Origin of the sequence: Shewanella sp. ISTPL2, assembly GCF_013283205.1 — a bacterium.
GTDB lineage: Bacteria > Pseudomonadota > Gammaproteobacteria > Enterobacterales > Shewanellaceae > Shewanella > Shewanella oncorhynchi.
On sequence record NZ_JAAPAV010000001.1, the window covers coordinates 1,407,091 to 1,433,628 of the forward strand.

General features: G+C 44.8%; 24 protein-coding genes, 1 tRNA gene and 1 pseudogene. 14 read left to right on the forward strand and 12 right to left on the reverse strand.

The window, feature by feature from the left end; all coding sequences use genetic code 11:
* Window positions 1-5 precede the first annotated feature (5 nt).
* Together HUB64_RS06320 and pabB are read right to left on the reverse strand one after the other, a co-directional pair.
* Entirely contained in the window at window positions 6-593 is a 588-nt protein-coding gene (locus HUB64_RS06320) for a CoA pyrophosphatase (RefSeq protein ID WP_173496611.1), read from the reverse strand.
* Between the two features lie 31 nt (window positions 594-624).
* Window positions 625-2,037, reverse strand: a complete 1,413-nt coding sequence (pabB, locus tag HUB64_RS06325; protein WP_173496612.1) for an aminodeoxychorismate synthase component I — start codon at window positions 2,035-2,037, stop codon at window positions 625-627.
* A 119-nt stretch (window positions 2,038-2,156) separates the two neighbouring features.
* Between pabB and HUB64_RS06330 the strand changes: the two genes are divergently transcribed.
* From HUB64_RS06330 to HUB64_RS06345, 4 genes are all read left to right on the forward strand, one after another.
* The gene (locus tag HUB64_RS06330; RefSeq protein WP_173497890.1) at window positions 2,157-3,701 is read left to right on the forward strand and encodes a fumarate hydratase; all 1,545 of its coding nucleotides are present in this window, start codon (window positions 2,157-2,159) and stop codon (window positions 3,699-3,701) included.
* Between the two features lie 317 nt (window positions 3,702-4,018).
* A complete protein-coding gene (locus HUB64_RS06335; protein ID WP_173496613.1) occupies window positions 4,019-6,070 on the forward strand; it encodes a S9 family peptidase in 2,052 nt (683 codons plus the stop codon).
* Window positions 6,071-6,295: 225 nt separating this feature from the next.
* A complete protein-coding gene (locus HUB64_RS06340; RefSeq protein WP_105252309.1) occupies window positions 6,296-6,754 on the forward strand; it encodes a GNAT family N-acetyltransferase in 459 nt (152 codons plus the stop codon).
* 161 nt (window positions 6,755-6,915) lie between these two features.
* Entirely contained in the window at window positions 6,916-7,851 is a 936-nt protein-coding gene (locus HUB64_RS06345) for a M14 family metallocarboxypeptidase (RefSeq protein ID WP_028760134.1), read from the forward strand.
* Window positions 7,852-8,072: 221 nt separating this feature from the next.
* Here the strand turns inward: HUB64_RS06345 and adhE are convergent, their stop codons facing one another.
* Entirely contained in the window at window positions 8,073-10,676 is a 2,604-nt protein-coding gene (gene adhE / locus HUB64_RS06350) for a bifunctional acetaldehyde-CoA/alcohol dehydrogenase (RefSeq protein WP_173496614.1), read from the reverse strand.
* Between the two features lie 318 nt (window positions 10,677-10,994).
* Here adhE and HUB64_RS06355 point away from each other — a divergent pair, with 318 nt between their 5' ends.
* The 10 genes and pseudogenes from HUB64_RS06355 to HUB64_RS06405 all read left to right on the forward strand — a co-directional run bounded on the left by HUB64_RS06355 (window position 10,995) and on the right by HUB64_RS06405 (window position 21,074).
* Complete coding sequence (locus tag HUB64_RS06355; protein WP_006081420.1) at window positions 10,995-11,627, forward strand: YchE family NAAT transporter; 633 nt, start codon at window positions 10,995-10,997, stop codon at window positions 11,625-11,627.
* Between the two features lie 278 nt (window positions 11,628-11,905).
* Entirely contained in the window at window positions 11,906-13,900 is a 1,995-nt protein-coding gene (locus HUB64_RS06360; protein ID WP_173496615.1) for a methyl-accepting chemotaxis protein, read from the forward strand.
* Between the two features lie 213 nt (window positions 13,901-14,113).
* Window positions 14,114-14,201: transfer RNA gene (locus HUB64_RS06365), tRNA-Ser, on the forward strand.
* Between the two features lie 357 nt (window positions 14,202-14,558).
* Window positions 14,559-15,794, forward strand: a complete 1,236-nt coding sequence (locus HUB64_RS06370; protein WP_113939556.1) for a tyrosine-type recombinase/integrase — start codon at window positions 14,559-14,561, stop codon at window positions 15,792-15,794.
* Window positions 15,795-15,844: 50 nt separating this feature from the next.
* Window positions 15,845-16,750 carry a HepT-like ribonuclease domain-containing protein gene (locus HUB64_RS06375; RefSeq protein ID WP_258547606.1) on the forward strand — a complete coding sequence of 302 codons (906 nt, stop codon included), beginning with the start codon at window positions 15,845-15,847 and terminating at the stop codon, window positions 16,748-16,750.
* Window positions 16,751-17,176: 426 nt separating this feature from the next.
* Window positions 17,177-18,232, forward strand: coding sequence for a hypothetical protein (locus HUB64_RS06380; protein ID WP_173496616.1), 1,056 nt, complete (start codon window positions 17,177-17,179; stop codon window positions 18,230-18,232).
* Window positions 18,233-18,378: 146 nt separating this feature from the next.
* Window positions 18,379-18,591 (forward strand): AlpA family phage regulatory protein, encoded by a 213-nt coding sequence (locus HUB64_RS06385; RefSeq protein WP_113939558.1) that lies wholly within the window; start codon window positions 18,379-18,381, stop codon window positions 18,589-18,591.
* Window positions 18,592-18,648: 57 nt separating this feature from the next.
* Window positions 18,649-19,107, forward strand: a complete 459-nt coding sequence (locus tag HUB64_RS06390) for a DUF3987 domain-containing protein (RefSeq protein WP_115014957.1) — start codon at window positions 18,649-18,651, stop codon at window positions 19,105-19,107.
* Window positions 19,094-20,194 (forward strand): annotated as a pseudogene (locus tag HUB64_RS23140) (DUF3987 domain-containing protein). Before HUB64_RS06390 ends, HUB64_RS23140 begins: the two are co-directional and overlap by 14 nt.
* 202 nt (window positions 20,195-20,396) lie before the next feature.
* Entirely contained in the window at window positions 20,397-21,074 is a 678-nt protein-coding gene (locus HUB64_RS06405; RefSeq protein ID WP_173496618.1) for an inovirus Gp2 family protein, read from the forward strand.
* Between the two features lie 145 nt (window positions 21,075-21,219).
* Here the strand turns inward: HUB64_RS06405 and HUB64_RS06410 are convergent, their stop codons facing one another.
* The 9 genes from HUB64_RS06410 to radC all read right to left on the reverse strand — a co-directional run bounded on the left by HUB64_RS06410 (window position 21,220) and on the right by radC (window position 26,223).
* Window positions 21,220-21,513: a type II toxin-antitoxin system RelE/ParE family toxin gene (locus tag HUB64_RS06410; RefSeq protein ID WP_011071641.1), complete on the reverse strand. Its 294-nt coding sequence runs from the start codon at window positions 21,511-21,513 to the stop codon at window positions 21,220-21,222.
* Window positions 21,501-21,785, reverse strand: a complete 285-nt coding sequence (locus HUB64_RS06415; protein WP_173496619.1) for a CopG family ribbon-helix-helix protein — start codon at window positions 21,783-21,785, stop codon at window positions 21,501-21,503. The genes HUB64_RS06410 and HUB64_RS06415 overlap by 13 nt, the downstream gene beginning before the upstream one ends.
* A 285-nt stretch (window positions 21,786-22,070) precedes the next feature.
* A complete protein-coding gene (locus HUB64_RS06420; protein ID WP_173496620.1) occupies window positions 22,071-22,793 on the reverse strand; it encodes a lecithin retinol acyltransferase family protein in 723 nt (240 codons plus the stop codon).
* A gap of 89 nt (window positions 22,794-22,882) precedes the next feature.
* Window positions 22,883-23,449 (reverse strand): site-specific integrase, encoded by a 567-nt coding sequence (locus HUB64_RS06425; RefSeq protein ID WP_173496621.1) that lies wholly within the window; start codon window positions 23,447-23,449, stop codon window positions 22,883-22,885.
* A gap of 108 nt (window positions 23,450-23,557) precedes the next feature.
* Complete coding sequence (locus HUB64_RS06430) at window positions 23,558-23,965, reverse strand: DUF2787 domain-containing protein (RefSeq protein WP_173496622.1); 408 nt, start codon at window positions 23,963-23,965, stop codon at window positions 23,558-23,560.
* A gap of 194 nt (window positions 23,966-24,159) precedes the next feature.
* Window positions 24,160-24,573 (reverse strand): DUF2787 domain-containing protein, encoded by a 414-nt coding sequence (locus HUB64_RS06435; RefSeq protein ID WP_173496623.1) that lies wholly within the window; start codon window positions 24,571-24,573, stop codon window positions 24,160-24,162.
* A gap of 244 nt (window positions 24,574-24,817) precedes the next feature.
* The gene (locus HUB64_RS06440) at window positions 24,818-25,174 is read right to left on the reverse strand and encodes a type IV toxin-antitoxin system YeeU family antitoxin (protein ID WP_173496624.1); all 357 of its coding nucleotides are present in this window, start codon (window positions 25,172-25,174) and stop codon (window positions 24,818-24,820) included.
* Window positions 25,175-25,313: 139 nt separating this feature from the next.
* On the reverse strand, window positions 25,314-25,676 hold the full coding sequence (locus HUB64_RS06445) for a hypothetical protein (RefSeq protein WP_028760119.1): 363 nt from the start codon (window positions 25,674-25,676) through the stop codon (window positions 25,314-25,316).
* Window positions 25,677-25,716: 40 nt separating this feature from the next.
* On the reverse strand, window positions 25,717-26,223 hold the full coding sequence (gene radC / locus HUB64_RS06450) for a DNA repair protein RadC (protein ID WP_173496625.1): 507 nt from the start codon (window positions 26,221-26,223) through the stop codon (window positions 25,717-25,719).
* Between the last annotated feature and the right edge of the window lie 315 nt (window positions 26,224-26,538).

Consider the following 26,538-nt stretch of genomic DNA (forward strand, 5'->3'; position numbering starts at 1 on the left):
TGAAGTCAGAGGATATTGGCAGGAATGCTTAACTGGCGGCACAGATGGTCGATAATGGCCGCAGTCGCACCCCAGATAAACCGTTGTTGATAGGGAATAAAATGCACGCTGTAATAGCGCCCTTGGCGTAAAAAGCGTTTTTGGTGGCGATTATTCGGTTCAATAAAAAAGCTTAATGGCACGGTAAAGCAATCGGCGACCTCACCGGGATCGAGTTTTAAATCAAATGCCTGCTTGATAATGCCTATCACAGGAGTGATTTCAAACCCTGTGAAGGTATTATGGGCTGGAAACGTGCCCACCACCTCGACGTTATGCCTTGAGAGTCCAATTTCCTCTTCTGCTTCCCTTAACGCGGCCGCAATCGCATCAATATCATAGGGCTCAATTTTACCGCCAGGGAAACTGATCTGCCCCGGATGGGCGCGCAGATGCATAGGTCTTTGGGTCAAAATTAGATTCAGCTCACCGTTAATCTCCAGCAGTGGGATCAAAACCGCAGCTTTGCGCAGTCCAAGGTGAGGGAATGCCGCCGGATCTTGCCGCGCTAACGGGTGCAGATTAAATCTGAGTCTAAATTCCGCTTGATCCATCGACGTTCTCGTTACTGTTTAGTATTAAAGCTTACGGCTTTTGTGACGCAGCGCCAAGCAAAGGTAAAATACGGCTGATCTTATCAAAGGTTTCTTGGTATTCAGCATTCACTTCTGAATCCGCCACTATGCCGCCGCCCGCCCAGCAATAGAGTTTCCCCTGCTCAGCCACAATAGTGCGAATGGTAATACTGGTATCCATTTGACCATCTTGGCTGATATAACCCATAGATCCACAATAAAGGCTGCGCCGTGAAGGTTCGAGCTCTTCGATAATTTCCATGGCACGAATTTTCGGTGCGCCGGTAATTGAGCCGCCGGGAAACGCCGCGCGCAGTAAATCACTCGCCGTGAATCGGCTATCAAGCTTGGCAGTCACCGTACTGACTAAGTGATGCACGGCAGGAAAACTTTCAATCTCAAATAGATGCGGTACACGTACTGAGCCTGCTGCCGCCACTTTGCCGATATCATTACGCAGTAAATCGACAATCATGACATTTTCGGCACGATCCTTTGGTGAGTTTGCCAGTGTATTGGCGGCTTTAACATCTAATGCGGGATCGGTATGACGCGGCAGTGTGCCTTTGATGGGTTTGGTTTGAATATCGTCACCGCGAAGCTGAATAAAGCGCTCGGGTGAAATCGACAAAATCGTGTTTTGCGGCAGACGCATAAAGGCCGAGAAGGGCGCTTTATTGGCATTGCGCAGTTGGCTATAGGCCGACCACTCATCGCCTTGATAATGGGCTTCGAATCTTTGGGTTAAATTTATTTGATAGCAATCACCGCTGTGTAAATAGGCTTGAACTGCTGCAAATTTTGCCGTGTATTGGGCTTTGTCTATCTGTGCTGTCCATGGGCTAGTAAGCACAAATGTGGCAGAATTTGGCTTTTTGGTGATTTTATCTTGAATTCTATTCAACTCAATGTCGAGTGCTGCTTCACCTAAATAATGCAGTAAATGCCAACACTGTGCTTGGTAATCAAAAACTAACGCCCAGTCGTAAAAGCCGATGTTCATCTCTGGCAGTTGAATATCTTGCTTGGCCGTTATCGGCAGGGATTCAATTCTGCGGCCTAAATCGTAGCTAAAGCTGCCCATTGCGCCACCACTAAAGGGCAGAACGCAATCAAAAGATTTTGAATACCAATGGGTTAATAAAGTGTTGAGTAACTCGAAGGGATCACGGTTTGGGTCTATTGCCTCGGGTAAGCTCAAGCTCGTATCGATGAGCTTTATATCGCTACGCTCGCCCTGAGTCACTAACGTTGCGATAGGATTGGCGCAAATGATGTCGAATCTGGCGTCTTGATGCGGCGCGTTCGCCGAATCTAACAGAATTGCCCAAGTGTCATTTGCAAAGTGTTCGAACAGTGCTGCGGTACTTAATGTCCAGTCAAGTTGGCGTGATGCAAGCTGTTTTGACGCCCTAATTGCCATCGATTAACCCTATTCAAAATGTGATGTAGCCCAAAAAGATGTGAAAGAGTATCATATTGGCCCAGAAAGAATTAAACAAAAACAAGTTAGGCCGCAAAGGCTGCTGGAGCGCTCCTACTATGTCATCTCACCATAAAATGTCTGAAACTTCTGTGATTAAACAAGCCGACTTTATTGAAAGTGTGGCGGATGCTTTGCAATACATTTCTTATTACCACCCGAAGGATTTTGTTGATGCCATGAGCCAAGCTTATGAGCGTGAACAAAGTGCGGCGGCGAAGGATGCGATTGCCCAGATCTTAATTAACTCGCGTATGTCGGCCGAAGGTAAACGTCCTCTGTGTCAAGACACTGGGATTGTGACCACTTTCGTGAAAGTGGGTATGGGTGTCCAATGGGACAAAACCGATATGACGATCCAGGAAATGGTCGACGAAGGTGTTCGTCGTGCCTATACCAATCCTGATAACCCACTGCGCGCATCAATAGTGTCAGATCCTGCGGGCAGCCGTAAAAATACCAAAGATAACACCCCATCTGTAGTGCATATCGACATGGTGCCAGGCAACCACATCGAAGTGGCGATTGCGGCTAAAGGCGGCGGCAGTGAAAACAAAGCGAAGATGGTAATGTTAAACCCATCTGATGATATCGCCGCTTGGGTAGAAAAAACGCTACCGACCATGGGCGCGGGCTGGTGTCCACCGGGTATGCTGGGTATAGGCATCGGCGGCACAGCAGAAAAAGCCGCCGTATTAGCCAAAGAAGCGCTGATGGAAAGCGTGGATATCCATGAGTTGATGGCCCGTGGCGCGCAAACGACCGAAGAAAAGCTGCGTTTAGACATTTTTGAGCGCGCGAATAGCTTAGGCATAGGTGCACAAGGTCTTGGCGGTTTAACCACAGTGTTAGACGTTAAAATTAAATCGGCGCCCACCCATGCGGCGTCAAAGCCAGTGGTGATGATCCCAAATTGCGCTGCTACACGCCACGTACATTTCCATTTAGATGGCTCAGGTCCAGCTGAATTGACGCCACCATCATTGGCCGATTGGCCAGAAATCACCCGTGAAGTGGGTGATGATGTGCGCCGCGTTAACTTAGATACTGTCACTCAAGCGGATATCGAACAGTGGAAAAGCGGTGAAACCATTCTGCTGAGCGGTAAAATGCTCACCGGTCGCGATGCTGCCCATAAGCGCATTCAAAGCCTGATTGAAAGCGGTGAAGGTCTGCCAGAAGGCGTGGACTTTACCGGTAAGTTTATTTACTACGTTGGCCCAGTTGATCCTGTAGGTGCTGAAGTTGTCGGTCCTGCGGGCCCAACCACAGCAACCCGTATGGATAAATTCACTGACTTAATGTTAGAGAAAACTGGCTTGATGGGCATGATAGGTAAAGCTGAGCGCGGCCCTGCGACAGTTGAATCAATCAAAAAACACAAAGCGGTATATCTGATGGCCGTTGGCGGCGCTGCGTATTTAGTGTCTAAAGCGATTAAACATTCTCGCGTCGTGGCCTTTGCTGATTTGGGCATGGAAGCGATTTACGAGTTTGATGTGCAAGATATGCCAGTGACTGTGGCTGTGGATTCGCATGGTGTGAACGCCCATGAAACTGGCCCAGCAATTTGGAAAGTGAATATTGCCAACGCGAAAGCGTAAAGGTGAGGATGCAGCGGATTGAACTTGATGGCTTTTTAAGCAAAACAGATTAAGTTTGAGCTCTGATATCTGTTCTTGAGGTAAAACGCTGCGCCACTGACATTTTGTCACAAAAAAATACGCTCAGGTTCGCCATTTGGCTTGCCTGAGCGTTTTTGTTTCGATAGTGTGGCAAGCTTATCTTCGAAAGATACGATCTCAGATCGTTTTTTAACATTCGTGCGGTTGCAACTCAGTAGAACTATTGCAATTTCAATAGAACCCTTGCAATGATTGGCGCAACTATCGAACCAGTTTAACCAAAGACGGACATAACAATGAAAATAGCTCCTCTCCTATTGGCGCTCGGCGCTGCGGGACTGGCGTTATCAGCCCAAGCGGCCGATCCAACGCCTTTTACTGTGCAACAACTCATTAAACTCAATAAGATGCACTCTGCGACTGTGTCCCATGATGGCACTAAATTAGTTTATGGTCTTAAAACGGTAAACGATAAGGGAGAGGCCAGCTCGGATCTGTATCTATTAGATTTGATAGACACGAAGGCGAAACCACTTCAATTGACCTCTGCCACGGGCACTGAGCACGATGTGAGCTTCGCCAATGACGACAAGTCGATTTATTTCCTTGCTAGTCGCAGTGGTTCAAGCCAGTTATTTCAACTGCCATTAACGGGTGGTGAAGCGGTACAAGTTTCTGATTTACCTTTGGATATTGATGGCTACAAATTATCAAACGACGGTAAACAAGTTGTACTTAGCATGCGGGTATTCCCAGAGTGTAAGGACTTAGCTTGCTCAAAGGATAAATTTACCGCCGAAGCTGAGCGTAAATCGACTGGCCGTGAATACAAGCAGTTAATGGTTCGCCATTGGGATACGTGGGAAGACCACGCCCGTAACCACTTATTTGTTGGCGCTGTAAACGGTGAAAAACTGACTAAAGTAGTGGATGTGACTCAAGGTTTAGATACTGAAACGCCGCCAAAACCTTTCTCGGGTATGGAAGAAGTAACTTTTACCCCAGACGGTAAGTTTGTGGTTTATAGCGCGAAAGCCCCTAGCAAAGATCAAGCTTGGACCACTAACTATGATTTGTGGCAAGTGCCAGTGACAGGCGGCACCGCAACCAACTTAACCAAAGACAATCTTGCATGGGATGCGCAGCCAACATTTTCGAGCGATGGTCGTTACATGGCCTATTTAGCAATGAAAAAACCGGGTTTTGAAGCAGATCGTTACGGCATTATGCTGCGCGATACTAGCACAGGCCAAACCAAAGAAGTGGCGCCATTATGGGATCGCAGCCCAAGCTCACTGATGTTTGCTCCTGATAATCGTACCTTGTATGTGACGGCACAAGACCTAGGTCAAGTCTCTATTTTCCAAGTGAATACCCAATTTGGCGATGTGCGTTCTGTCTACAGTGATGGCACGAACAGTTTAATTGCAGTCACTAACGAACAACTGATTTTCGATAGCAAAACCTTAGTTGAACCGGGCGATCTCTATAGCATTACAACTGAAGGTGAAGGGCTTAAACGTCTGACCGAAGTGAATAAAGACAAATTGGCCGAGATCAAGTTTGGTAAGTTTGAACAGTTCAGCTTTAAAGGTTGGAATAACGAGGACGTTTACGGTTACTGGATCAAACCAGCTAACTTCCAAGAAGGGAAAAAATACCCAATTGCCTATCTCGTTCACGGTGGGCCGCAAGGTTCATTTGGTAATGCCTTCAGTGGTCGTTGGAATGCCCAATTATGGGCGGGTGCGGGTTATGGCGTCGTTATGGTGGATTTCCACGGCTCTACTGGTTACGGCCAAGCCTTTACGGATTCAATCAGCCAAGATTGGGGTGGTAAGCCATTAGAAGATCTGCAAAAAGGCCTAGCGGCGGTGAGCCAGCAACAAAAATGGCTCGATCCGCAAAACACCTGTGCGCTCGGTGGTTCTTACGGCGGCTACATGATGAACTGGATCCAAGGTAACTGGAACGACGGTTTCAAGTGCTTAGTTAACCACGCGGGTCTGTTCGATATGCGTTCTATGTATTACGTGACCGAAGAAGTGTGGTTCGCAGAGCATGAGTTTGGTGGCACTTATTCAGATAACAAAGTGTTATATGAGAAGTTTAACCCAGTGAATTATGTTGAAAACTGGAAAACACCCATGCTGGTGATCCACGGTGAGAAGGACTTCCGCGTCCCTTATGGTCAAGGTTTAGCGGCATTCAGTTTTATGCAGCGCAAAGGGATCCCATCAGAGTTATTGATTTTCCCTGATGAAAACCATTGGATCTTAAAACCTGAAAACTTAGAGCAATGGTATGCTAATGTCTTCGGTTGGATGGATCGCTGGACTAAGCAATAACGACCAGTGCGTTTATGGGCTTTGCAGCGACGAAAGCCCATAGAAGCAAGGCTCGCCCTGATAGGATTATCATCGGCGAGTTGACTATTAGAGTGTTTTAAGCGGAGCGCTTTAAATAAGCTAAGCGTTTTCAATTAAGTGCACTTTGTTCAGCGTTTTAACAAAGCCAGAACTCTGTTCTGGCTTTTTATTGTGTCATGAAATGTTTTTAATCAAGGAGTTAAGATGAAAATTCGAGCCGCAACCTTAACTGACATCCCTGAAATAAGCGTATTACTCACTCAATTAACCCAAGAATTTATCGCCCCAACTTGCACTGCTGAGGGCGCTGCAATCTTAGTCAATGCCATGTCGATAGAGGCGATTGGTAGCTACTTTGCTATGGGTTATCAGTACCATGTCGCCATAACGGACTCAGGCCAACTCGCAGGCGTAGTGGGGATGAAGGCGAATAGTCACTTATACCATCTCTTTGTCGCCTCCCATGCGCAGGGGCAAGGCGTGGCGCGAATGTTGTGGGAACATGCCAAAGCTCAATGTTTAGCCCAAGGCAATTCGGGCATATTTACCGTGAACTCGGCGCTGAATGCGCAGGCTGTGTACTTAGGCTTTGGCTTTGTGCCCCTTGGACCCGAGCGAGAACGCGGCGGGATCCGCGATATTCCCATGCAGCTAGTGCTTTAGGTTGACTGTACTTATTTATCATCCGAACACGAGCACTATCATTCGACTGAATAGTAATTCAACGAAAAAGCTTGAGCGAAAAGAGCTTGAATTAAAGCACTAGAGTGCAAAGAACTTGAATAAAAAGAACTTTACCGAATAGAACTAAAAATAGAGGAATTATGGCAAATTTAACATTTTATCCCATCGGCACCGTAGGCGAAAAATGGGGCGAGGCTGAAAAAGCCGCATGGCTGGCGAGTACCCAAATCAAGCGTTCGTATCAGGACGATGTCGTGACGCCACTCAAGGCGATGGAAGCAGCACTCTTGGCACTTGGGCTTACCGTTGTGCAATATGGCGCCTTGTCGATAAATGCGGAGCGTTATCCCTTGCTTGCGGTTAAGTCAGCGTCCTTCGATCCTCAAAAACTGACAGTATTAGTCACGGGTGGCGTGCACGGTTACGAGACCAGCGGTGTTCATGGTGCCTTGGCATTTTTAGCAGATAAGGTGGCGCATTATGTTGATCGCGTCAATCTTGTGATCGCCGTGTGCGTGAGTCCTTGGGGTTACGAAACCATCAACCGTTGGAACCCTAAGGCTATCGATCCTAATCGCTCATTTTATGCCAATAGCCCAGCGGAAGAATCGGCGGCCTTGATGGCCTTAGTCGCATCCGTAGAGCAAGATTTTGATGTGCATGTGGACTTACATGAAACCACTGATTCAGATGAATTAGAATTTCGTCCAGCGCTTTGCGCCCGTGATGGAAAAGAGTACGTCAAAGGTACTATCCCAGATGGTTTTTATGCTGTGGGTGATACCGAAAACTCAATGGATGCCTTTCAGAAAGCTATTATTGATGGTGTGAGTAAAGTGACGCACATTGCTCCTGCCGATGAGAAAGGCGAGATCATTGGCTCGACTGTGGTGCAGCACGGGGTGATTAACTATCCGCTTAAGTCATTAGGGCTTTGCAGCAGTGTCACTGGCTGTATCTATAACACAACGACAGAAGTGTACCCAGATAGCCCAACGGCCACGCCTGCCGAATGTAATCTGGCGCAGGTTGCAGCCATCACCAGCGCCATTGATTATGTACTGGCACAGCGTTAGTCACAGTTTGTTGTGATGTTCAGCTTAGTGATCGTAAGTGAGTGATGCCCAGTTGAGTTAGCTGCTAGTGAAGTCATTTTGCGTGCGATCGATTAACGCATCGACTCCTTAATTAGGTCATTCACGGAACATCACGCAATAAAAAGCCCTCATTCGAGGGCTTCTTCATTTATGTCGCGCGGCTTTTATTAAGCACGAGCCTAGCATTGGCAGGCGATAACCTAGTTGTTGTCGCTATAGTCACGGCCATAATAGCTATCGAGGAACAGTTGTTTCAGCTCGTTAATCAATGGGTAACGTGGGTTGGCACCGGTACATTGATCATCGAACGCATCTTCGGCTAATTCATCTAACTTGGCGAGGAAGTCGGCTTCGTTGACACCGGCTTCTTGGATAGAAGCAGGAATGCCAATCGTCTTCTTGAGGTGTGTGATTTTCTCAAGCAATTTTTCGACTTTTTCTTCATCCGTCTTTCCGCCTAGTTTCAAGTGATCTGCGATGGCAGCATAACGGCACAGGGCTTTTGGCCTGTCGTATTGGCTAAAGGCCGCTTGCTTAGTGGGCAGATCCGTTGCGTTAAAGCGTATTACGTTGTTGATCAGCAGCGCATTGGCTAGGCCATGGGCGAGATGGAACTCGGCGCCCAGTTTGTGTGCCATTGAGTGGCAAATCCCAAGGAAAGCGTTAGCAAAGGCGATACCCGCAATAGTGGCGCCATTGTGGACCTTTTCACGGGCGACAGGTGATTGTGAACCCAAGTTGTAGGCATCGGGTAAATATTTGCACAGTAAGTCGAGGGCTTGTAGCGCTTGGCCATCGCTGTACTCATTCGCCATCACGCTGACATAGGCTTCTAATGCATGGGTCACCGCATCTATGCCACCAAAGGCGGTGAGGGATTTAGGCATGTCCATCACAAGATTTGGATCAACAATCGCCATATTGGGCGTGAGTTGATAGTCGGCAATCGGGTATTTTTTACCGGTAATTTCGTCTGTCACTACCGCAAAAGGTGTGACTTCTGAGCCAGTGCCTGAAGTCGTCGGAATTGCCACCATCATGGCTTTGGTGCCCATTTTGGGGAATTTGTAGATACGTTTACGAATGTCCATAAAGCGCAATGCTAGATCGGCAAAATCCACATCTGGATGCTCGTACATTACCCAAATAATCTTAGCCGCATCCATTGGTGAGCCGCCGCCGAGCGCAATTATCACATCGGGTTTAAAGCTTTGAGCGACCTTAGCGCCTTGACGGACTATGGCTAATGTGGGGTCGGCTTCAACATCGTAAAAAATTTCGGTTTCAAGGCCTTGTGCCTTTAAAATCCGCATGGTTTCATCGCAATAACCGTGATTGAACAAAAATCTGTCTGTGATGATTAAGGCGCGTTTTTTATCGCTCAGTTCTTCGAGCGCGATGGGCAAACTACCGCGGCGGAAATAGATAGATGCAGGAAGCTTATGCCACAACATGTTTTCGGCCCTCTTAGCGACGGTTTTTTTATTGATTAGATGACTCGGGCCAACGTTTTCTGAAATCGAGTTGCCGCCCCAAGAACCACAGCCTAAAGTGAGCGAAGGTGCCAGTTTGAAGTTGTACAGATCGCCAATACCGCCCTGTGAAGCTGGGGTGTTGATCAAGATACGCGCCGTTTTCATTCTAAAACCAAAGGCATGTACACGTTCGGTTTGGGTATCTTGGTCGGTATAAAGCCCTGATGTGTGGCCAATGCCGCCGAGTGCGACTAAAGCTTCAGCTTTATCCATGGCATCGTTAAAGTCGATGGCGCGGTACATACCAAGTAATGGCGATAATTTTTCATGGGCGAAGGCTTCGCTGTCGCAAATGTCGGTGACTTCACCGATCAACACTTTGGTCCAGTGCGGCACTTCAAAGCCCGCCATTTGCGCGATACTGGCGGCGCTTTGGCCAACGATATCGGCATTTAAGCCACCATTTTTTAAAATGACCTGCTGCATCGCCGCGGCTTCATCCTTCGATAGCATATAGCCACCGTGGGTTGCGAAACGCTCTTTAACCTGTTCATAAATACTGTCGACCACAATTACCGCTTGTTCTGACGCACAAACGACGCCGTTATCGAAGGTTTTCGACATGAGAATCGAACTGACCGCGCGTTTGATGTCGGCGGTTTCATCGATAACAATAGGTGTGTTACCCGCACCTACGCCAATAGCCGGTTTACCGGAAGAGTAGGCGGCTTTCACCATGCCAGGGCCTCCCGTTGCGAGGATTAAATTCACCTTAGGGTGAGTCATTAATTGATTTGATAGTGCAACGCTGGGTTCATCAATCCAAGCAATAATGTCTTTGGGTGCGCCCGCGGCTATAGCAGCATCAAGCACTAATTTTGCTGCAGTTGTGGTAGATATTTTGGCCCTAGGATGGGGCGAGAAGATGATTGCGTTACGGGTTTTAAGGCTGATTAAGGCTTTAAAAATGGCAGTCGATGTGGGGTTCGTGGTGGGGACTATGCCACAGATGATGCCTACGGGTTCAGCAATGGTAATAGTACCGAAGGTGACATCTTCAGATAAAATTCCGCAGGTTTTTTCATCTTTATATTTGTTATAAATGTATTCGGAGGCAAAGTGGTTTTTAATTACTTTGTCTTCAACCACACCCATGCGGGTTTCTGCGGCGGCCATTTTCGCCAGCGAGATACGCGCATCGGCAGCTGCAAGGGCGGCTGCACGGAAAATTTTATCGACTTGCGCTTGGCTGAATGTCGCATACTCGGCTTGTGCTTTCGCCACTCGCTCGACCATGAGATCCAGTTCTTGTGCATTGGTCACTGTCATGATTAATACTCCTAAAAAGATTTAGTGAATCAAGGCATTCACTAAATCCTCTTTATGGTAGAAAATTACACCTAAAGCCGCGTTGAAAGTGTGATATCAACGACAATATCGTGCTTTTATGTAATAAAACTACACTTAGGGTAACTTGTTTGTTTAAAGTTGCGCTGAAAATGCATCGGCTTCGATAACTAAATATTATTCGAAGTTGTGATTTAACCTCAAAAATCTCATTTTTCAGTCAATAGCGCTTGAGATACTATACTTGCCCTCAAGCTTATTTTGATGAAGACGGCGTGACACGCACATAAGGATAGTCCCTTGGAGTTAACTCTTTACGTTAAATTTTTTCTTGGCCTCGTTGCCATCATTAATCCGGTTGGCTTGTTGCCTGTGTTTGTGAGCTTAACCAGCCATCAAACGGAGGCTGAGCGGAATCACACGGGTAAAGTAGCGAACTTTGCGGTTGTGGTGATTCTCTTAGTCACGATTGTGGCGGGGCAGCACATTCTGAATATGTTCAGCATTTCGTTATCTGCCTTTAGAATTGCTGGTGGCAGCCTGATTGCCATTATTGCGATGTCAATGTTGCAAGGTAAGTTAGGTGAAGTGAAGCGTAACCAAGAGGAAGACCGCGAATCCTCGGCGATGGAATCTGTGGCGGTTGTGCCTTTGGCTTTGCCACTGATGGCGGGACCTGGCGCTATTAGTTCGGTGATTGTCTTTGCCGCTGAGCATAATTCATTGTCGAACATTATTGCGATGTTCATTACTGTGATAGTGTTTGGTTTAGTAAGTTTTGGCCTGTTTAGAATGGCATCTATCATTTATAAGATCCTCGGCAAAACGGGTATTAACGTGATTACCCGTCTCATGGGACTCTTGATGTTATCTATTGGTATCGAAGTCATTGCGGCTGGTGTGAAGGGGTTATTCCCACAGCTTTTCAGCTAGAGTCATCTTCAGTCACAGATTAAGTGTTCCTTTCTCTAGAAAAACGCATTGGAATTTTCAATGCGTTTTTTATTTCTATCTGATCCTTGTTTGACGTTTCTTAAGTTTGCTCTGCGATTAGCAAAATCTAAACAATTGATGGAATATGGGGGAAATCCTCGTTTATCAGGATATTAGCTCGCGCAATTTCCATAAACCTTAGTCGTCCTACGGTTGATATTATGCTATACCTAGTGTTCGGTATTTGGATCTAAAACTAAGTTTAAAAGGATATTTCTATGAAATGGCAATGGATTGGTAATCTCAGTCTAAAACAAAAATTATTAATGGTTGTCTTGCCTCCACTATTAGCCTGTTTTTTATGTGGCACGCTTTACCTCATTGAAAAATATGAATATAGAAAAGATTTAACCTTAGTAGTGCAATTAAGCGAGCTAGCCGTCACCAACAGTAATTTAGTGCATGAGTTACAAAAAGAGCGCGGCATGAGTGCTGGATTTATTGGCTCAGCAGGAAAAGCGTTTGCGGGTAAAATACCTAGTCAAAGACAATTAACGGATACGCAGCTCGGCCTCTATCAGCGTTTTATCACTGAGAATCATCTTCCGGAGATATTTGCCCCAAAACTTAGAGAGCTAAATGCTCAACTCGGGCGTTTAAATGCAATCCGCTCACAGGTGGATAGTTTAAGTATCAATGTCGCCGATGAAGTCGCCTATTACACTGAGTTAAATAAGTTATTACTGACGATAGTCGATGAAACCGCAAAAACGGGTGCTAATCAAGAAATCGCCATTAAAGCGACGGCTTTTAGTGCTTTTTTGCAATTAAAGGAAAGGGCGGGGATTGAAAGGGCGGTACTCAGCTCAACCTTTGGCCAAGCTGGATTTAAGCCTAGGGTTTATGCCAAATTTATCACTTTGGTTTCGGAGCAAAATACCTATCAAGAGCGTTTTTTAGCGCTAGCAAATTCTGATTTATTATCCTCGTTTAACCGTTTACAGAGTTCAGCTGCAATGCATGACGTTGAGCTGTTACGTCAAATCGCATTCGAGCAAGATAATCAAAAAATCCTGCAACAAAGTCCTGAAGAGTGGTTCAGTAAATCGACCGCGCGGATTGAGCTATTACGTGAGTTTGAACAGCAAGTCTCGGCAGATTTACTTAATACCACCCATGAAAGATTAACATTAGCGAATGAGAAAATGTTCTTAGTGCTCGCGACCTTAATCTCAGTATTGGCGATAGTCTTGATATTGAGTCTATCTGTTATCCGTTATTTGCATGACAGTGTGCATCACTTATATTCGACCATCACGCAAGCCCGTAAACATTACGACTTAAGTGTGCGTCTGACTCACTCTAGCTCCGATGAATTCGGTGAACTCGCCATCGCCTTTAACGATATGATGAGTGATTTTGAAAAGGTGATCTTACATGTACGTTCCAGTGGCGCTAAATTGCAACAAGCTGTGGCGCAAATGGATCTCTGTACCCATGCCATGGAGCAAGATGTGATGGCGGGCCACAGTGAGGCAGAACAAGTGGCCTCCGCTATGACAGAAATGAGTGCAACAGTGGCCGAGATTGCCAGCAATGCAGTGCAGGCATCCGAAGCGTCTTCCGCCGCCAATATAGAGGCTAAAGAAGGCAACCTCGAAGTCGGCCGAACCAGCAAAGCGATCAAAGCGTTAGCCGACGATATTAGTGGAGCTTCTAAAGCCATTAACGATTTAGACCGTGAAATTCACGGCATAGTGGTAGTGCTTGAAGTGATCAGTAGTATTGCTGAGCAAACTAATTTACTCGCGCTTAATGCCGCCATTGAAGCTGCCCGCGCAGGGGAAATGGGCCGCGGTTTTGCTGTAGTTGCAGACGAAGTCCGAAGTTTAGCGCAGCGCTCACAAACCTCGACCTCTGACATTAAAAATATGACAGATAGATTGAAGGCGGGAGCGAGCATTGCAGTAAAAGCCATGGACAGAGGATTAGCTCAGGCTAATAGCAGTGTCCATGAAGCTGAACAGGCAGGTATCGAATTGAAACGTATTGTGGAGCAAGTAGACATTATTGACCGCATGAACGAGCAAATTGCTACAGCAACTCATGAGCAATCGGCGGTATCCGAAGACGTAAATCGTAATGCACTGAAGATCAGTGAGATTTACCTTAATACTCAAAGGATCTCCGATGAGCTTAGGGAGCTGACCAAAGCTCTGACGTTTGACGCGAATTCAATGTCAAAAGAAGTGCACAAATTTACCGTCAATTAACGGTATAAAACGGTGAAAAGATTCAAGAAATCACGGCGGTTTGTTTAGCAATTGTGCAACCGCCTGAAACTGAGTCTTTTTTACTTGACCCCCTTTAGGCTTTTGCGTACAGTACCGCTCCGTTAACGATGAAAGCCTCTCGGCAAGGCTATACAAAATCGTTAGTGATTCTTAAACGTGAAAGATTAACCACGCTAACATAAATCGACATATGGTGAGGTGTCCGAGTGGCCGAAGGAGCACGCCTGGAAAGTGTGTATACGGTAACGTATCGAGGGTTCGACTCCCTCTCTCACCGCCAAATTCAAGTTTGAAGACGTCCTAGGGCGTCTTTTTTCTTATCTGTATTTTATAAAAATCAATAACTTACCATCCTATATTGTTTAATACCATCCTACAGCATCCGAAATCTTTAGTAATGCCAAAAGTAATGCCAAGGAAATTTGGCAAATTTATGCATTACTTTTCACTTCAAAAAATACCCATTTTTTATGTCGTTTTTTTACTTGATTTTCTCGATTTTATAGCCCAGATTTAACTTGGCAATATCCTGATTTATCTTAATTTATTCAGTAATAAGTAATGCTTGATTTTAGAGTTAGAAATAATGCCAAAATCAAGCATTACTTTGGGGCTTAATTTGAGGGGGTAGAACGGTATGGGAAGGACTACAAATAAGCTGACTGTAAAAGCGGTGCTCAATGCTAAAGCGGAAGCAAAGCCCTATAGATTGTCAGATGGTGGCAATCTATATCTCTATGTGCGTACAGCAGGGAAAACATGGGAATTTCGATACATACGCCCCTCCACCAGCAAACCCACCTATTTTGGTTTAGGCTCATACCCTGACGTATCCTTAGCTGAGGCACGGGATAAAGCACTAGAAGCGCGAAAACATTTGGCCGAAGGCATCGACCCTCAATTACTTAAAGTTGAAAACAAATTAAAAGCGGCAACAGAGAACGCTCAAACTCTCAAGCATATTGCGCAAATGTGGATGGACTCAAAGCAGGGCAGTATTAAGGTTAAAACCATTGAAGGTAATTGGCGCAAGCTTGAGCTGTATGCCTTCCCTAAGCTGGGGAGTATTGCGATTAGCAGACTCACGGCTCCTATAGCCATTGCCGCGCTCAAGCCCCTTGAACAGAAGGGACATCTTGAAACGGTTAAACGTACCGCTCAGTTGCTGAATGAAATCATGAACTATTCGGTTAACTCTGGTTACATTCATGCCAATCCGTTATCAGGTATTCGAGAAGTTTTTAGAAAAAGCAAAGTGGAGCATCTGAAGGCATTAAAACCAGCAGAGCTAGCTGAATTACTGCAGACCGTCGCAAACGCCAATTTATTGTTAACGACCCGGTGTTTGATTGAATGGCAATTGCACACAATGACCAGGCCAAATGAAGCGGCCGGAGCCCGTTGGGAAGAAATCGATTTTGATGCCAAACTTTGGACTATTCCTGAATCACGCATGAAAATGAATCGTGAGCATATTATCCCGCTTACAGAGCATACCCTCGCGATACTCGAAACTGTTAAGCCTATTAGTGAACAGAGCCAATTCGTTTTCCCGTCATCTAAAGATCCTAAAAAGCACACAGATCCTGAAACCATCAACAAAGCATTAGGGCGCATGGGATTAAAGGGAAGAACAACGGGTCATGGTTTACGCTCGCTGGCGAGTACTACCTTAAACGAACAAGGCTTTGATGGTGATGTCATTGAGGCCGCGTTAGCCCACGTAGATAAAAACCAAATCCGCAGCGCCTATAATCGCACTACCTATCTAGAGCGACGGACCAAGTTAATGGAGTGGTGGAGCAATCATATTGCCACTGCAGCTGTTGGCTCTTTGTCAGTAACAGCGGGTTCAAGAAAATTAGGGGCATGACCTGTTAAGGCCGAATAGATATTATCTCCTGAGTTAAAAGGTTAGGGGACGTGACACACGGACCCTTCCTGAAGTCCGACTCAGGATTGGTATACTTACATCATGACCAACTTAAAGCCAAACCTATGACTATCGAGCAGAGCCAGTATTTGCACCGACTAAGCACTTTAGCTGCAAGCCATCCTGAGGTGGCAGTATTATGGCTTTATGGTTCGCAGGCGAATGGAAATGCTAGCAAGCATAGCGATTGGGATTTAGCCGTCGCATTCGACCCGGTAAAGGCGGACAGTGTGCTTGATACTCGTATTAGAGCCGAACTGCTCGCTATGGATTGGCAAAGGGCATTGGGGCTAGCCGAAGGGAAGCTTTCCGTTGTTGATATCAACCTTGCACCTATCCCTCTGGCTTTCGGAATCATTAATGCCAACAAACTTATCTTTAGTCGAGATGAAGGTCGAAGAATGCAAGAAAAGTCTCGCATTATGTCGCAAATGGAACTCGATTATTCAGCCCCAAGTCACTTTATTATTTTGGATAATGCCTATATCACGTCATTGCGTTTAAGCCTTAGCCGGTATAAAGCTGAGTTTGGAGAGTTACGTCAATTACTTAGTCAGCGTTCCTTATCTAATCTCGAATATCGAGCAGCAGAGCGAATACTACAGGTCTCTATTGAAGCTTGCATTTGCATTGCAAAACATTGGGCTAAAGCACTGGCTGGATATAGTCCGCAGGATGCTTACCAAGCATTTGAGATCCTGTGTCAACGAGGTGCACAACCAGCCGATGAGTTAAATGACTGGCGTAAAGTGATATGCCTGCGTAATGCACTGGTACATGATCATTTGAATATTGACCCTGAGATCATCCGCAGTGTGATCTCTCAAGGTTATAGCGATAGATTATTTGTCTTTGCAGAGCAGGGGTTGGAATGGTTATCGCTTAAGAAGGGCTAAATGGGGCCCTCTTGGCTTTTATATAAGTTAAAAATGAAAATCACTAAAGTGAACTTGTTTGCTTAAAACCTAAGACTGGGGTGTTTGTGTTTATTACACTTTTGAATTTAAGCTCTCGTCTGTGTTGCCATCAAGTTTAGCATTGTTAACTCTTTGCCTAGTCAAAACATCCATTCAACAAGTTAGCCTTACTGCATTCAGTGATTTCTTCATGTTTACTCTAGTCCCCACTTTTCCAGCTTGAGTATTGGCTCAACCTTGGGATCGGCTGCGGTGGCTGAGTTTGGTATTTTCGTTATCCTGAGTACCCTGATTTATATGTTATCTCAAAATCAATTGGCTCAGGCTTAGGTTGACACACAGGGACCTTGTTTGCTATTTCTGCTATTAGTAGCAGAAATAGCAAACAGTTAAGGATATAAGTCTATGGAAAGAGTGGTTCAGCTATCGTCAGTCAATTTGAATAAAAGTACCGCCTCTGTCATAAAATTTTTGATGGATAAGGGTAGGCCGATATTTTTCAGGGTGCCTGATAATAAGAATGCGTGGGTTATCAAACGTGGACAGGATGAGTATCATTTAAAGGACTTAATGAAGGAAATCCTATCTAATGCAAATAAAGTAACTCATTGCAGGGATATGACACAACAGATTAAAAATAAAAGTAATTTAATCAATGAGGTAAAGCAAATAAATAGGGTCTGCTACGGTTGTCTTGAAGCAGTAGATCTTCCAGTGCTTATTGCACAAAAAAGACTAATAATCAACTTGTTAAGCGTGATAATGACTTTTGACACGAGTGGTGAGTTGATTTTAGCTCCAGAAATTAACCTAAAGCCTAATATGAATTCGATTGAAGATTATTCAATGCTGAGTCCTTCAGCCTTGATTTCAGTCTCTTGTAGCGAAATTGTATTTACCCATAAAACTGTTGAACATTGGGCTGAAGATAATAGTACATTAAATCAAATAGTTGGATTTGATGTCACCTTCGATTCATTAGCTGTCTATGAGGCAGATATTCTCAAATTTATACACAATGATCTAGATTCTATCCCTGATGATAGTCCTTATTATATTCCCACTGAATTACGTGGTCGTTCCAAGCTTGATCAATTGGCTGTGATTGGTTTTTTACTGTTTGAAGCTCTAAACAACAAGTGGATAAACTCAAATAAATTGGCAATAATACTGCAAAATAAGCTTGGTTATAAACAGACTATGGCAGAGTCAGCCGCATTTTTTATTAATGCAGAACCTGGTGGTATAAAAGGTTCTCATGCGTCAGTTGCATCTAATGATAAATACCCTAATTGCCAGTTTCCATTCTTAGTTGAAGCACTTAGAATTAGCAAATTTTTTAAAAGTGATTGTGATAATAAAGTTAGTTCTGAAGTGGTCGAGTTTTTGGGTACATGCGGATTTCGTCACGAAAACTGCAAGTATGGAGAGTTATTGGTTCGTTATCTAAAAGTAAAATAAATGATTTGGGGAGGTTGTAAATCTAATATTTTCAGTGTGTTACTTATTGCTTGGTGAGTCGACCTTCCTTTACCCTCCTATTTTATCCTTGTTTTTCGTATAAAGTTGCCTGAAATCAACCAACTCAACAACCGATGAGGGCAACTATGAATGACAATCAGCCTAGCTATTCAATTATTAGACTTGTTAACGTTATTCAGTTAACTGGATTATCACGCTCTACTATCTATGACAAACAAAACCCGCGTTCTCCGCGATACGATCCGACTTTCCCTAAAAAGGTGACACTTGGTGCCAGAGCGGTAGGCTGGTATTTCGGTGAGGTTGAAGCATGGCTTAAATCAATAAGAGTTCAGTAATGGATTAAAGATTTTTTGTTCACTAATCCCATTACTTATTATCAAAGGAAAACTGATATGTCTGAACGTTTTGAAAATAAAAACTTACCTCCGCGGCGGTATAATAAAAATATATATATTACATTTCCAGTATCTAATGGAGTTTTTCCTCGAATAGGAGAAGGTACTCTGTTAGGTAATACGATACTTGAAACTCATTTAATTACTAAAGCAGCATATCCCTTAATTGCCAGTACAGCACTTGCTGCTATTTCTACCGCCTTACAGGTGCATATAGATGTTGAACTACCAACAGGGAAGATTTGTCCAATCTCGCTTAACTTATTAACTTGTGCTGATTCAGGTGAGCGAAAATCTACGGTTGAAAATTTATTAATGGCAGGGATTAAAAATTACCAAAAAAAGCGTGAATTATCTTGTAAAGAACAGTTAATTAAGTATGAGATTTTGAGAGAGGTACATGATGCTAAATCCAAGTCGCTTAAAAAAAGATTGCTCAGAAATGCAGGAATCTAGAAACACAGAAAATGAAGTAAGTGAAGTAAATGAAATAAATGATCCTTTACAAGAGTTGATCGAGCATGAAGCAAAACAACCACAACGGCCAAAGGCTTTCAGAATTATGTATGAGGATAGTACGATAGCGGCGCTTACGTTTGGACTCAAGAATGACTCACCACATGCGTATCTTGGGTCAAGTGAGGGCGGTGTGCTAATGAATAGTGCCTTAATGTCAAACACACCTGTGCTTAATGCCATTTGGAGTGGAGATGATGTCACTGTTGCAAGAAAAACAACAGATTCTTATACGCTTTCAGGTGTTAGGTTAACTACACATATCATGATCCAGCCTCAAGCATTGAAACGATTTATGGATAAATCACAGGATGTTGTAAGAGGCAATGGTTATCTTTCTCGCTTTTTAGTGTGCTTCCCAATGCCTCTTAGCGGTGGTCGGAAAACCAATGGGATCAGGTATGAGAAAGAATTTATCAATCAATTCAATCAAAGAATAGAACAATTACTAGAGGGTAAATAAATGGAACGTAGAATAGTAAAATTTTCAGATGAAGCGATAGATTTATTGCTAAATATATCTAACGATATTGAATTTAAAATGGCTCCTGGGGGAATTTACGAAAATGCCAGAGATCATGGTTCAAAACTAGCAGAAATGATTGCTAGAGCTGCAGCAAATATTCACTATTTTGAACATAATTTTGACTCTAAAATATCAGTTGAGTCATTAAGAACAGCAATTGACTTGGTGAGCTATTACTCTTTTCACTTTTTAAATAATTTTTGCCCACCACCTATGGAGGTCATTCTGGGGCAAAAGCTAGCTCTATGGTTAAATTCATATCGTGATCGAGGGTATCGGTATATTAAAAAGAATAAGGTCTTACAACTTGGCCCTCCTATGTTAAGGAAAAGCAAGAATTTAAATGATGCGTTGAACGAACTTTTATCGAATAGACTTATTGATGTTTTTGATTATAATACCACGGTTGTTATTGATTTGTATCCTGGAGCTCCTTATGACAGAATTATCTTTGAACGTGATATGAACCTGTTTAATATCAATCAAAATGGTCCTGTGTAGCTTGATTGTTTTCTGCATATAAAATCAGAGTTGGTTTTTATATTGTATAGTTTTGACATCTGCTTCTTGACGAGCATATTTTATTTCAGACTGTTTGTTCTGTGAGGGGCTCGTTTGTTTTCAATTGCTGCGACTCCTAGGTTGTTAATATTATATTGATAATCTAGGGTTGTTATTTTTATAACTTTAAGGTTGGTATGATGTGTCTCAGTATAACAATAGAAACTTAACCGTATTAAATGCCAAAGAGTTTAGTGGACTGCCAATTCTTCAATTTAAAAATGGAGTCTATGGGGAGTATTTGCACAATAACTTTAACGTTATTTATCACGCATTAAAAAGGTACTCAAAGGTTTTCGCTGTGAGAGTTGACTTGAGATTTCCTGAATATTATGACGCCGATGATAACCGTTATGTTACGCGGTTTATTGAATCTCTAAAAGCGAAAATTACCGCAGACTATATTGCAAAGTGTAAGAACACTGAAGGATTTGTGCATCAAAGTGAAGTACTGTATATCTGGGTGCAGGAAACCGGTGAACTTAACCGACCACACTACCATCTTTGTTTGTTTTTTAATGGTAACGCTTATAGAAGTTTAGGTGTATTTGAACTTGGTAGACCTAATTTGTATAACCGAATCGTTAAAGCTTGGGCGAGTGCGCTAGCGTTGGATGTTGTTGCAGCACAAGGCTTAGTTCACTTTCCCAAAGCGCCTTGCTATCTATTAGAGCGTGGTCGGATTCACCAGACTAATACTTTACGTGAGTTGTTTCTGCGGTTAAGTTACTTTGCCAAAGTTGACAGTAAGACCTATGGTGATGGACGTCGTCATTATGGCTGTAGTCGATTATTGGGTAGGCTACAAGTTGGTGATTAGTTTTCTTAGTACGGTTGCTGCAGCGAGTACAAATACGGAAGTTGAGGGCAAGGGCTCAAATCCCTTGCTTTTGTCTTTATAGAGAGCAGCAGTATATTCATAATTACATCATCCATAAGAAGACATCTTTGCTGATGCATCTCTATCAATATCCGGCTTCTTTTTGGTGGCGGATACACAATACGGTCAATCGTTCACCGCCATCATACTGGTACATTGCCAGATATCCTGTATCACCAAAGTCAATCAGCAGTTCCCTAAAGCTAAAGTCATTGTCATCGATAGGCCGACCAATGTCTGGATAGCTTTCCAGTTTTCTAATGGTATTGATTATGGCGCTGGCAGCCCGTTGTGCGGCAGGGGGATTTTTACTGCGAAGAAACTCACGTAAGCGTTCTAAATCACGTAATGCAGTGGCAGTGAAGACTATTTGTGGCATGTAGGGGCTGCCTGTTCATTTTCACTTCCCCAGGACTCCAGCCAATTCACCACTTCGTCACCGGTGACATGCAAGCCTGATGTCTGGTGTTCTTCCCATGCGCGTAACGCTTCTTGCTGCAACGCCTCGCGTTTCTCTTCTCTCTCAACGTATTCACGGATCGCTTCACGCATCATCCAGTGTGATGAACGTTTACGAGTTTCTGCTAAATGCTCGACTCTGGCTTTAATATCGGCATCTAATTTAACCGACACGGGTTTGATTGTGCTCATCTGTGACTCCAAAAGTAATGCTTAGTACTACTAGGTAATACCTTAGCATAACGTGGTACAAAAAAATAATGATTACACGTTTACTTGCCCGCATGAACAACGCCATCAGCACAAGGATGATAGAAATAGTTTGTATCACTTAACAGGGCAAACATGTTACGCCGTCATCACGCTAATCTTTAACGTAATCGCAATAGGGATAAAAACGATAGCGGCGAGTGATGCCGCTTCGTTTAGAGGGGGTGGCTAATGGGTGACTGAGTACTCAATACCGTCGCAGAAGCATCATGACCTTAACCAATGCCATACATCGGCTATCAGCCCAGCGCCAGCTTTTACGCCATTGATGCCCACTTCTGCTGTCGTCAGCACGGTGTTTAAGCCAGTTTCTACACTGCCGGTGACGAGCTTGATCCCAGCATCAGTTATTTCTCCTTGGCTTAAGCAAGCATAACTCTCACCCAGGGTTTGTGTGGTGCCTTTTAGTAGGCATTCGGCAGGTTTAGCGACAAGATCTCCAGGTGTCCCTAGGAGTGTGTTGACTTTATCGGGTAGCCCTAGGTATTCACCGGTCATCTTAGCGGCGGTAGACGCTAACACGACGTTTGCGACAGTCCCCGTGGCAAGCTTTGACGCGGAACTCCCCAGTAAGCCTGCTCTGGCGGAACTTTGCAGCGCAATGTGGGTGAGATTACTGACTTGATTAGAGGTGCTGCTTCCCGCTAAGCATTCGTTGACGAAGTGCTCGCAATTATTGGTGGCAACGCCGTATGGGCTGTGACCCAGTTGACTGCGTGCAAGCTCAATGGCCTGATGGAGAAACAGGCTGGACTTTTTCACTCTGATACTGTGGCCACCAGCAAATTGCTGCAGATCGATTTCTTCGATGATGCCCTGCTTAGATAAGTGAATGACATTGCCATGACCCACATAGAGGCCGTGGTGTTCGGTTAAGCCAAGCGGATCGATATTGGTGACCAGATGATCACCTGGTTGAAATGTATACATGGTATGTACTCCAAGAAAAATAACGCAGATACCCCTAGGTCGCATCTGCTAATGGGTGGAATAGGATGAAATGGGCGTGCTGATTGACCTCAGATTTCCAGCTCGACAAAGTCTTTATCGATTTGCTGTTGAGTAATGCCGATATAACGCAGGGTGACCGCTTCCGATTGATGCCGCAGCATGCGCATCACCCGGCCAATGTCTTTGCAAGCTTGGTACAGGAGATAGCCGCGGGTTTTACGCATCGAGTGTGTGCCCAGGGCTAACTTGATATCATTACCGACAAAGGCAAACGCTTTGGCGACGGCGCGCCGTGTCAGCGGTTTGGCGGGGGCCTGCCGGTCTTTTGCTTGGCTCGACCGGTATGATTGGAACAGGTAGATATGCTCGGGGTGACGCTGGTGGATCGCCTCAATCAACGCCAGCGTCTTCGGATTGAGTTTGATGCTGGCGCGTTTACCGGTCTTCTGCTCGATGATATTTAAGCGATCGCCGTCGATATCGCTGAACTTGATGGCCAGTAAGTCAGAGATCCTAAGGGCCAGGTTAAGGCCGATATTCCAGACATCGGCCATCTGCTCACCAAAGTGACGTTCGAGCAGGTAACTGATAAGCTTGATGGTGTCGCGGTTCTTGACCGCTTCGACTTCGTTCATGCTTGGTTCCCTCAATTGGCTATGTGATGATTGTGGGCACCAGCACATTGCAAACCCGCATCGGGCCTGCGTTGCTTGGTTCCCAAAATACCTTTGTGGGCACCAAGTTCAGTCGGCGCTGACTTGAACTTGGTAGATTTCCATCTCGACGTAGTTACAGAAGTTCTCCAGCAGCAACTTCACTAAGCTGTCGGCTTGCTCGAGGTAACAGCGACCAAAGAAGCTGTTGTAGACCTGCTTCTGTTGAAACAATACTTCCATTTCTTTCTCAAGCTCAGTGAAGGGCCCGCCGCAGTAAGCAAAGTCGGTGAAGTAATTGAGATACCAGCAATCCCCCTGGCGGTAGAGGTTGATCTCCACTGGGTGATAACCACCTCTCTGTGCACTGTAGTCGGGATCGCGGTATTTAAAGGTGACGATGTTGAGGTTGGGCTTATTGAGTGCGGCCAGTTGCCGTTCTAACAATTCATAAAATTGCTCTGGCAGTGGCAGGATGGTTTCGCGGTAGATGTTCATGGTGGACTCCAAAACAAAAAGCCCACTAACGACGGGCGTTGCGGGCGAGGTTGGTTGTTGTTAACGACAGAGGCTTTACGTAATCACCTAGCGTAACAAGGGCGCGGGTGTGATGTGCTTGGCCCGTTGATTGCGATAGGGCAGAAACAGGTAGATAGGCTTAGGATGCTCGCGTGAAATGACGGCGAGGCGGGTTAATCCAAGCTCACTTCTACTTGATAGACTTCCATCTGGTAGTAACTGACAAAGTTATCGCTGAACAACTTAATCAGCCCCTGTGATTCCCGCTCAGTAATCCAGCCGCTAAACAGGCTATAGACTTGTTTGCTGTTAAAGCAGATATCGATGTCTTTAACCAGTTCAGGGAAGGGATGACCGCGAAAAGCAAAGTCGGTGACGTAGACTAAACGCCAGTGATCTTGCTGTTTCTCAAGCCGGACTTCGACGGGATGAAAGCCACCATCTTCGGCGTTGTAATCTGGATCGCGAAAATTAAGGGTGATGGCGTTGGCGTCTTTTGGTGTGACTTCAGCCAGTTCCTTTTCAATCACTTGATAAAAACGATCTGGCATCGCTGGCAGTTGATTACGTTTGATAGTTAATGTCATGAAATATTCCTTATTTAAAAACGGGCATAAGCAAGAGCCAAGGCGTTACTGCGCCTTGGCTCTTGCTGTCTATGCGGCTGGGTTAATAAAACGGGGGGTGGCTAAGCGGTTTAATGTGAGTCGCTAAGGGCTACTTGCTAAGGCTTTTGAGCTGGGAGATTAAAGTTTGGTGGTTATGTTTAACGGATTAGTACTGGCTTACCATAATGAACGGGTTATCGAGTGAGGGCGAGGTTGCTGGTGGTCAGTGGCTTAGCTTTGGTTTAGTTTCGGTTTGATAAATCGCAATATACAAATAGCCGTGACTGCCTAAGGTATCTGCTTCACAGATAAAGCCAGCGTGCTCAATGGTGACGCAGTGCTGCTCAGTGGCATCAATCTCGCCGGTGGCCACCAGCCGTTCAAGCTGTTTAACCATGGTCGGAAAGGCATCGACAAATTGTTGTTTAATTGCTGGTGGAAATTCACCGACAAAGCTTGAACGGTCATGGAGATAATCCAAGTGCAGACCACGTAAAATCAGCCTTGCACCAAAGCGGGGAGACACTTTACGGGGTAAGCCCCAAGCGTGCTCGATATCGAAAAGTTTAAGCGTTGTCATAGTGACCTCAATGGTTGAAAAGAACTTTAGGGAGTAGGGTGCTCGTTAGTGGACTAGCAAGAGCAGTGATAAATACCTGTGCTAGTTAGAGCGGTTAATACAGCCGACTAGTGGAGTGGGTGATGACAGGTAACGTTCTTTAGGTGTGTACGCTCCAATTCGGTTGCTCGTTGCTGCCATGGTTGAAGTACACACCGTTGATCACACGCTGCCATTCACCTGTTGGCACACCATAACTGTCACAGGGGCAAACATAGCGGCAAAAGCTGATCTCCTTGGGCAAGTGCTCAACCACATCACGGTGAAAAACAAATAATACGGTTTTATGTAGCTCGCGGTGTGGTGCAACGACTGGCTTGCCAATCACTTGGCCCATGGCATTGAGCGGCCGCACAAACATCGGCAAAATCAGCTCAACTGTTAAGCGGTTACGCAGTTCTGGAAACGCGGCGCAGGCTTCGGCGACACAGGCCTGAGAAAAGCTGTCGGTAAATTCAATCATGATGGACTCCTTGATTTGGCGTAGCAGGTTTAAACGTTGGCTAGAGTAAGCCTCGTTCAGCAAAGGATACTGGCGTGCGGCCAACCACAATATGGTCAAGCACGCGCACATCGATAAGCGCTAGTGCATCGGTTAATCGTTTGGTGATGTGCTTATCTGCAGTTGAAGGTTCAGATTCACCGGACGGGTGGTTATGGGCAAAGATCACCGCCGCCGCATTGATCGCTAACACCGCCTTAACCACTTCTCGGGGATAAACACTGGCGGCATCTAAAGTGCCAAAGAACAACTCTTTAAACTCGAGTAATTGATGTTGATTATCGAGCAGCATTACCGCAAACACTTCTCGCTCATAACCGCCGAGTTTGTAAGTTAAAAAATCCTTAGTGGCCTGTGGATTGGTATAGGCGTCCTTCTTCACATAGCGTTCGGCAATGATATTGGCGGCAGAGGCTAGGACTTCTTCGGCAGTCTGCGGCCACTGCTTAATCGGCTGGTTTATCAAGTTGTCTGGTTTAGTTTTGGCGTGCGTCGCTTTTGTTGACATATCAGGCTCCTTTAAAGCGCTAATGGGCTTATGCACAGGAGTGATATATATCTGAAAATATTTGGAAAAAGTGTAATAGATAAGCATTAATGAAGTGGTCAATGTCATGATGCTATATCAAAAAAGCTTTAAATAAGGTGGGTTTAGATATTACATAGAAAAATTTTAATACCAGAAAGAACATAGGTCACCGTAGAGTTTGAAGCTAACCAACCAACCTATCCTAATTGGTAATTTTTTCTCTATTGATTCAAACGTCATAAAAAATATTATTCATTACACTTGATCTGTACATTATTGGTGTATACATTTATA

Coding starts and splice junctions, on each gene's coding strand:
- HUB64_RS06345 (WP_028760134.1), top strand. CDS start 6,916: ATGGCAAATTTAACATTTTATCCCATCGGCACCGTAGGCGAAAAATGG.
- radC (WP_173496625.1), bottom strand. CDS start 26,223: ATGTCAACAAAAGCGACGCACGCCAAAACTAAACCAGACAACTTGATA.
- HUB64_RS06425 (WP_173496621.1), bottom strand. CDS start 23,449: ATGAACGAAGTCGAAGCGGTCAAGAACCGCGACACCATCAAGCTTATC.
- HUB64_RS06370 (WP_113939556.1), top strand. CDS start 14,559: ATGGGAAGGACTACAAATAAGCTGACTGTAAAAGCGGTGCTCAATGCT.
- HUB64_RS06335 (WP_173496613.1), top strand. CDS start 4,019: ATGAAAATAGCTCCTCTCCTATTGGCGCTCGGCGCTGCGGGACTGGCG.
- HUB64_RS06330 (WP_173497890.1), top strand. CDS start 2,157: ATGTCATCTCACCATAAAATGTCTGAAACTTCTGTGATTAAACAAGCC.
- adhE (WP_173496614.1), bottom strand. CDS start 10,676: ATGACAGTGACCAATGCACAAGAACTGGATCTCATGGTCGAGCGAGTG.
- HUB64_RS06390 (WP_115014957.1), top strand. CDS start 18,649: ATGTCTGAACGTTTTGAAAATAAAAACTTACCTCCGCGGCGGTATAAT.
- HUB64_RS06435 (WP_173496623.1), bottom strand. CDS start 24,573: ATGACATTAACTATCAAACGTAATCAACTGCCAGCGATGCCAGATCGT.
- HUB64_RS06415 (WP_173496619.1), bottom strand. CDS start 21,785: ATGAGCACAATCAAACCCGTGTCGGTTAAATTAGATGCCGATATTAAA.
- HUB64_RS06440 (WP_173496624.1), bottom strand. CDS start 25,174: ATGACAACGCTTAAACTTTTCGATATCGAGCACGCTTGGGGCTTACCC.
- HUB64_RS06385 (WP_113939558.1), top strand. CDS start 18,379: ATGAATGACAATCAGCCTAGCTATTCAATTATTAGACTTGTTAACGTT.
- HUB64_RS06320 (WP_173496611.1), bottom strand. CDS start 593: ATGGATCAAGCGGAATTTAGACTCAGATTTAATCTGCACCCGTTAGCG.
- HUB64_RS06445 (WP_028760119.1), bottom strand. CDS start 25,676: ATGATTGAATTTACCGACAGCTTTTCTCAGGCCTGTGTCGCCGAAGCC.
- pabB (WP_173496612.1), bottom strand. CDS start 2,037: ATGGCAATTAGGGCGTCAAAACAGCTTGCATCACGCCAACTTGACTGG.
- HUB64_RS06380 (WP_173496616.1), top strand. CDS start 17,177: ATGGAAAGAGTGGTTCAGCTATCGTCAGTCAATTTGAATAAAAGTACC.
- HUB64_RS06410 (WP_011071641.1), bottom strand. CDS start 21,513: ATGCCACAAATAGTCTTCACTGCCACTGCATTACGTGATTTAGAACGC.
- HUB64_RS06360 (WP_173496615.1), top strand. CDS start 11,906: ATGAAATGGCAATGGATTGGTAATCTCAGTCTAAAACAAAAATTATTA.
- HUB64_RS06340 (WP_105252309.1), top strand. CDS start 6,296: ATGAAAATTCGAGCCGCAACCTTAACTGACATCCCTGAAATAAGCGTA.
- HUB64_RS06420 (WP_173496620.1), bottom strand. CDS start 22,793: ATGTATACATTTCAACCAGGTGATCATCTGGTCACCAATATCGATCCG.
- HUB64_RS06430 (WP_173496622.1), bottom strand. CDS start 23,965: ATGAACATCTACCGCGAAACCATCCTGCCACTGCCAGAGCAATTTTAT.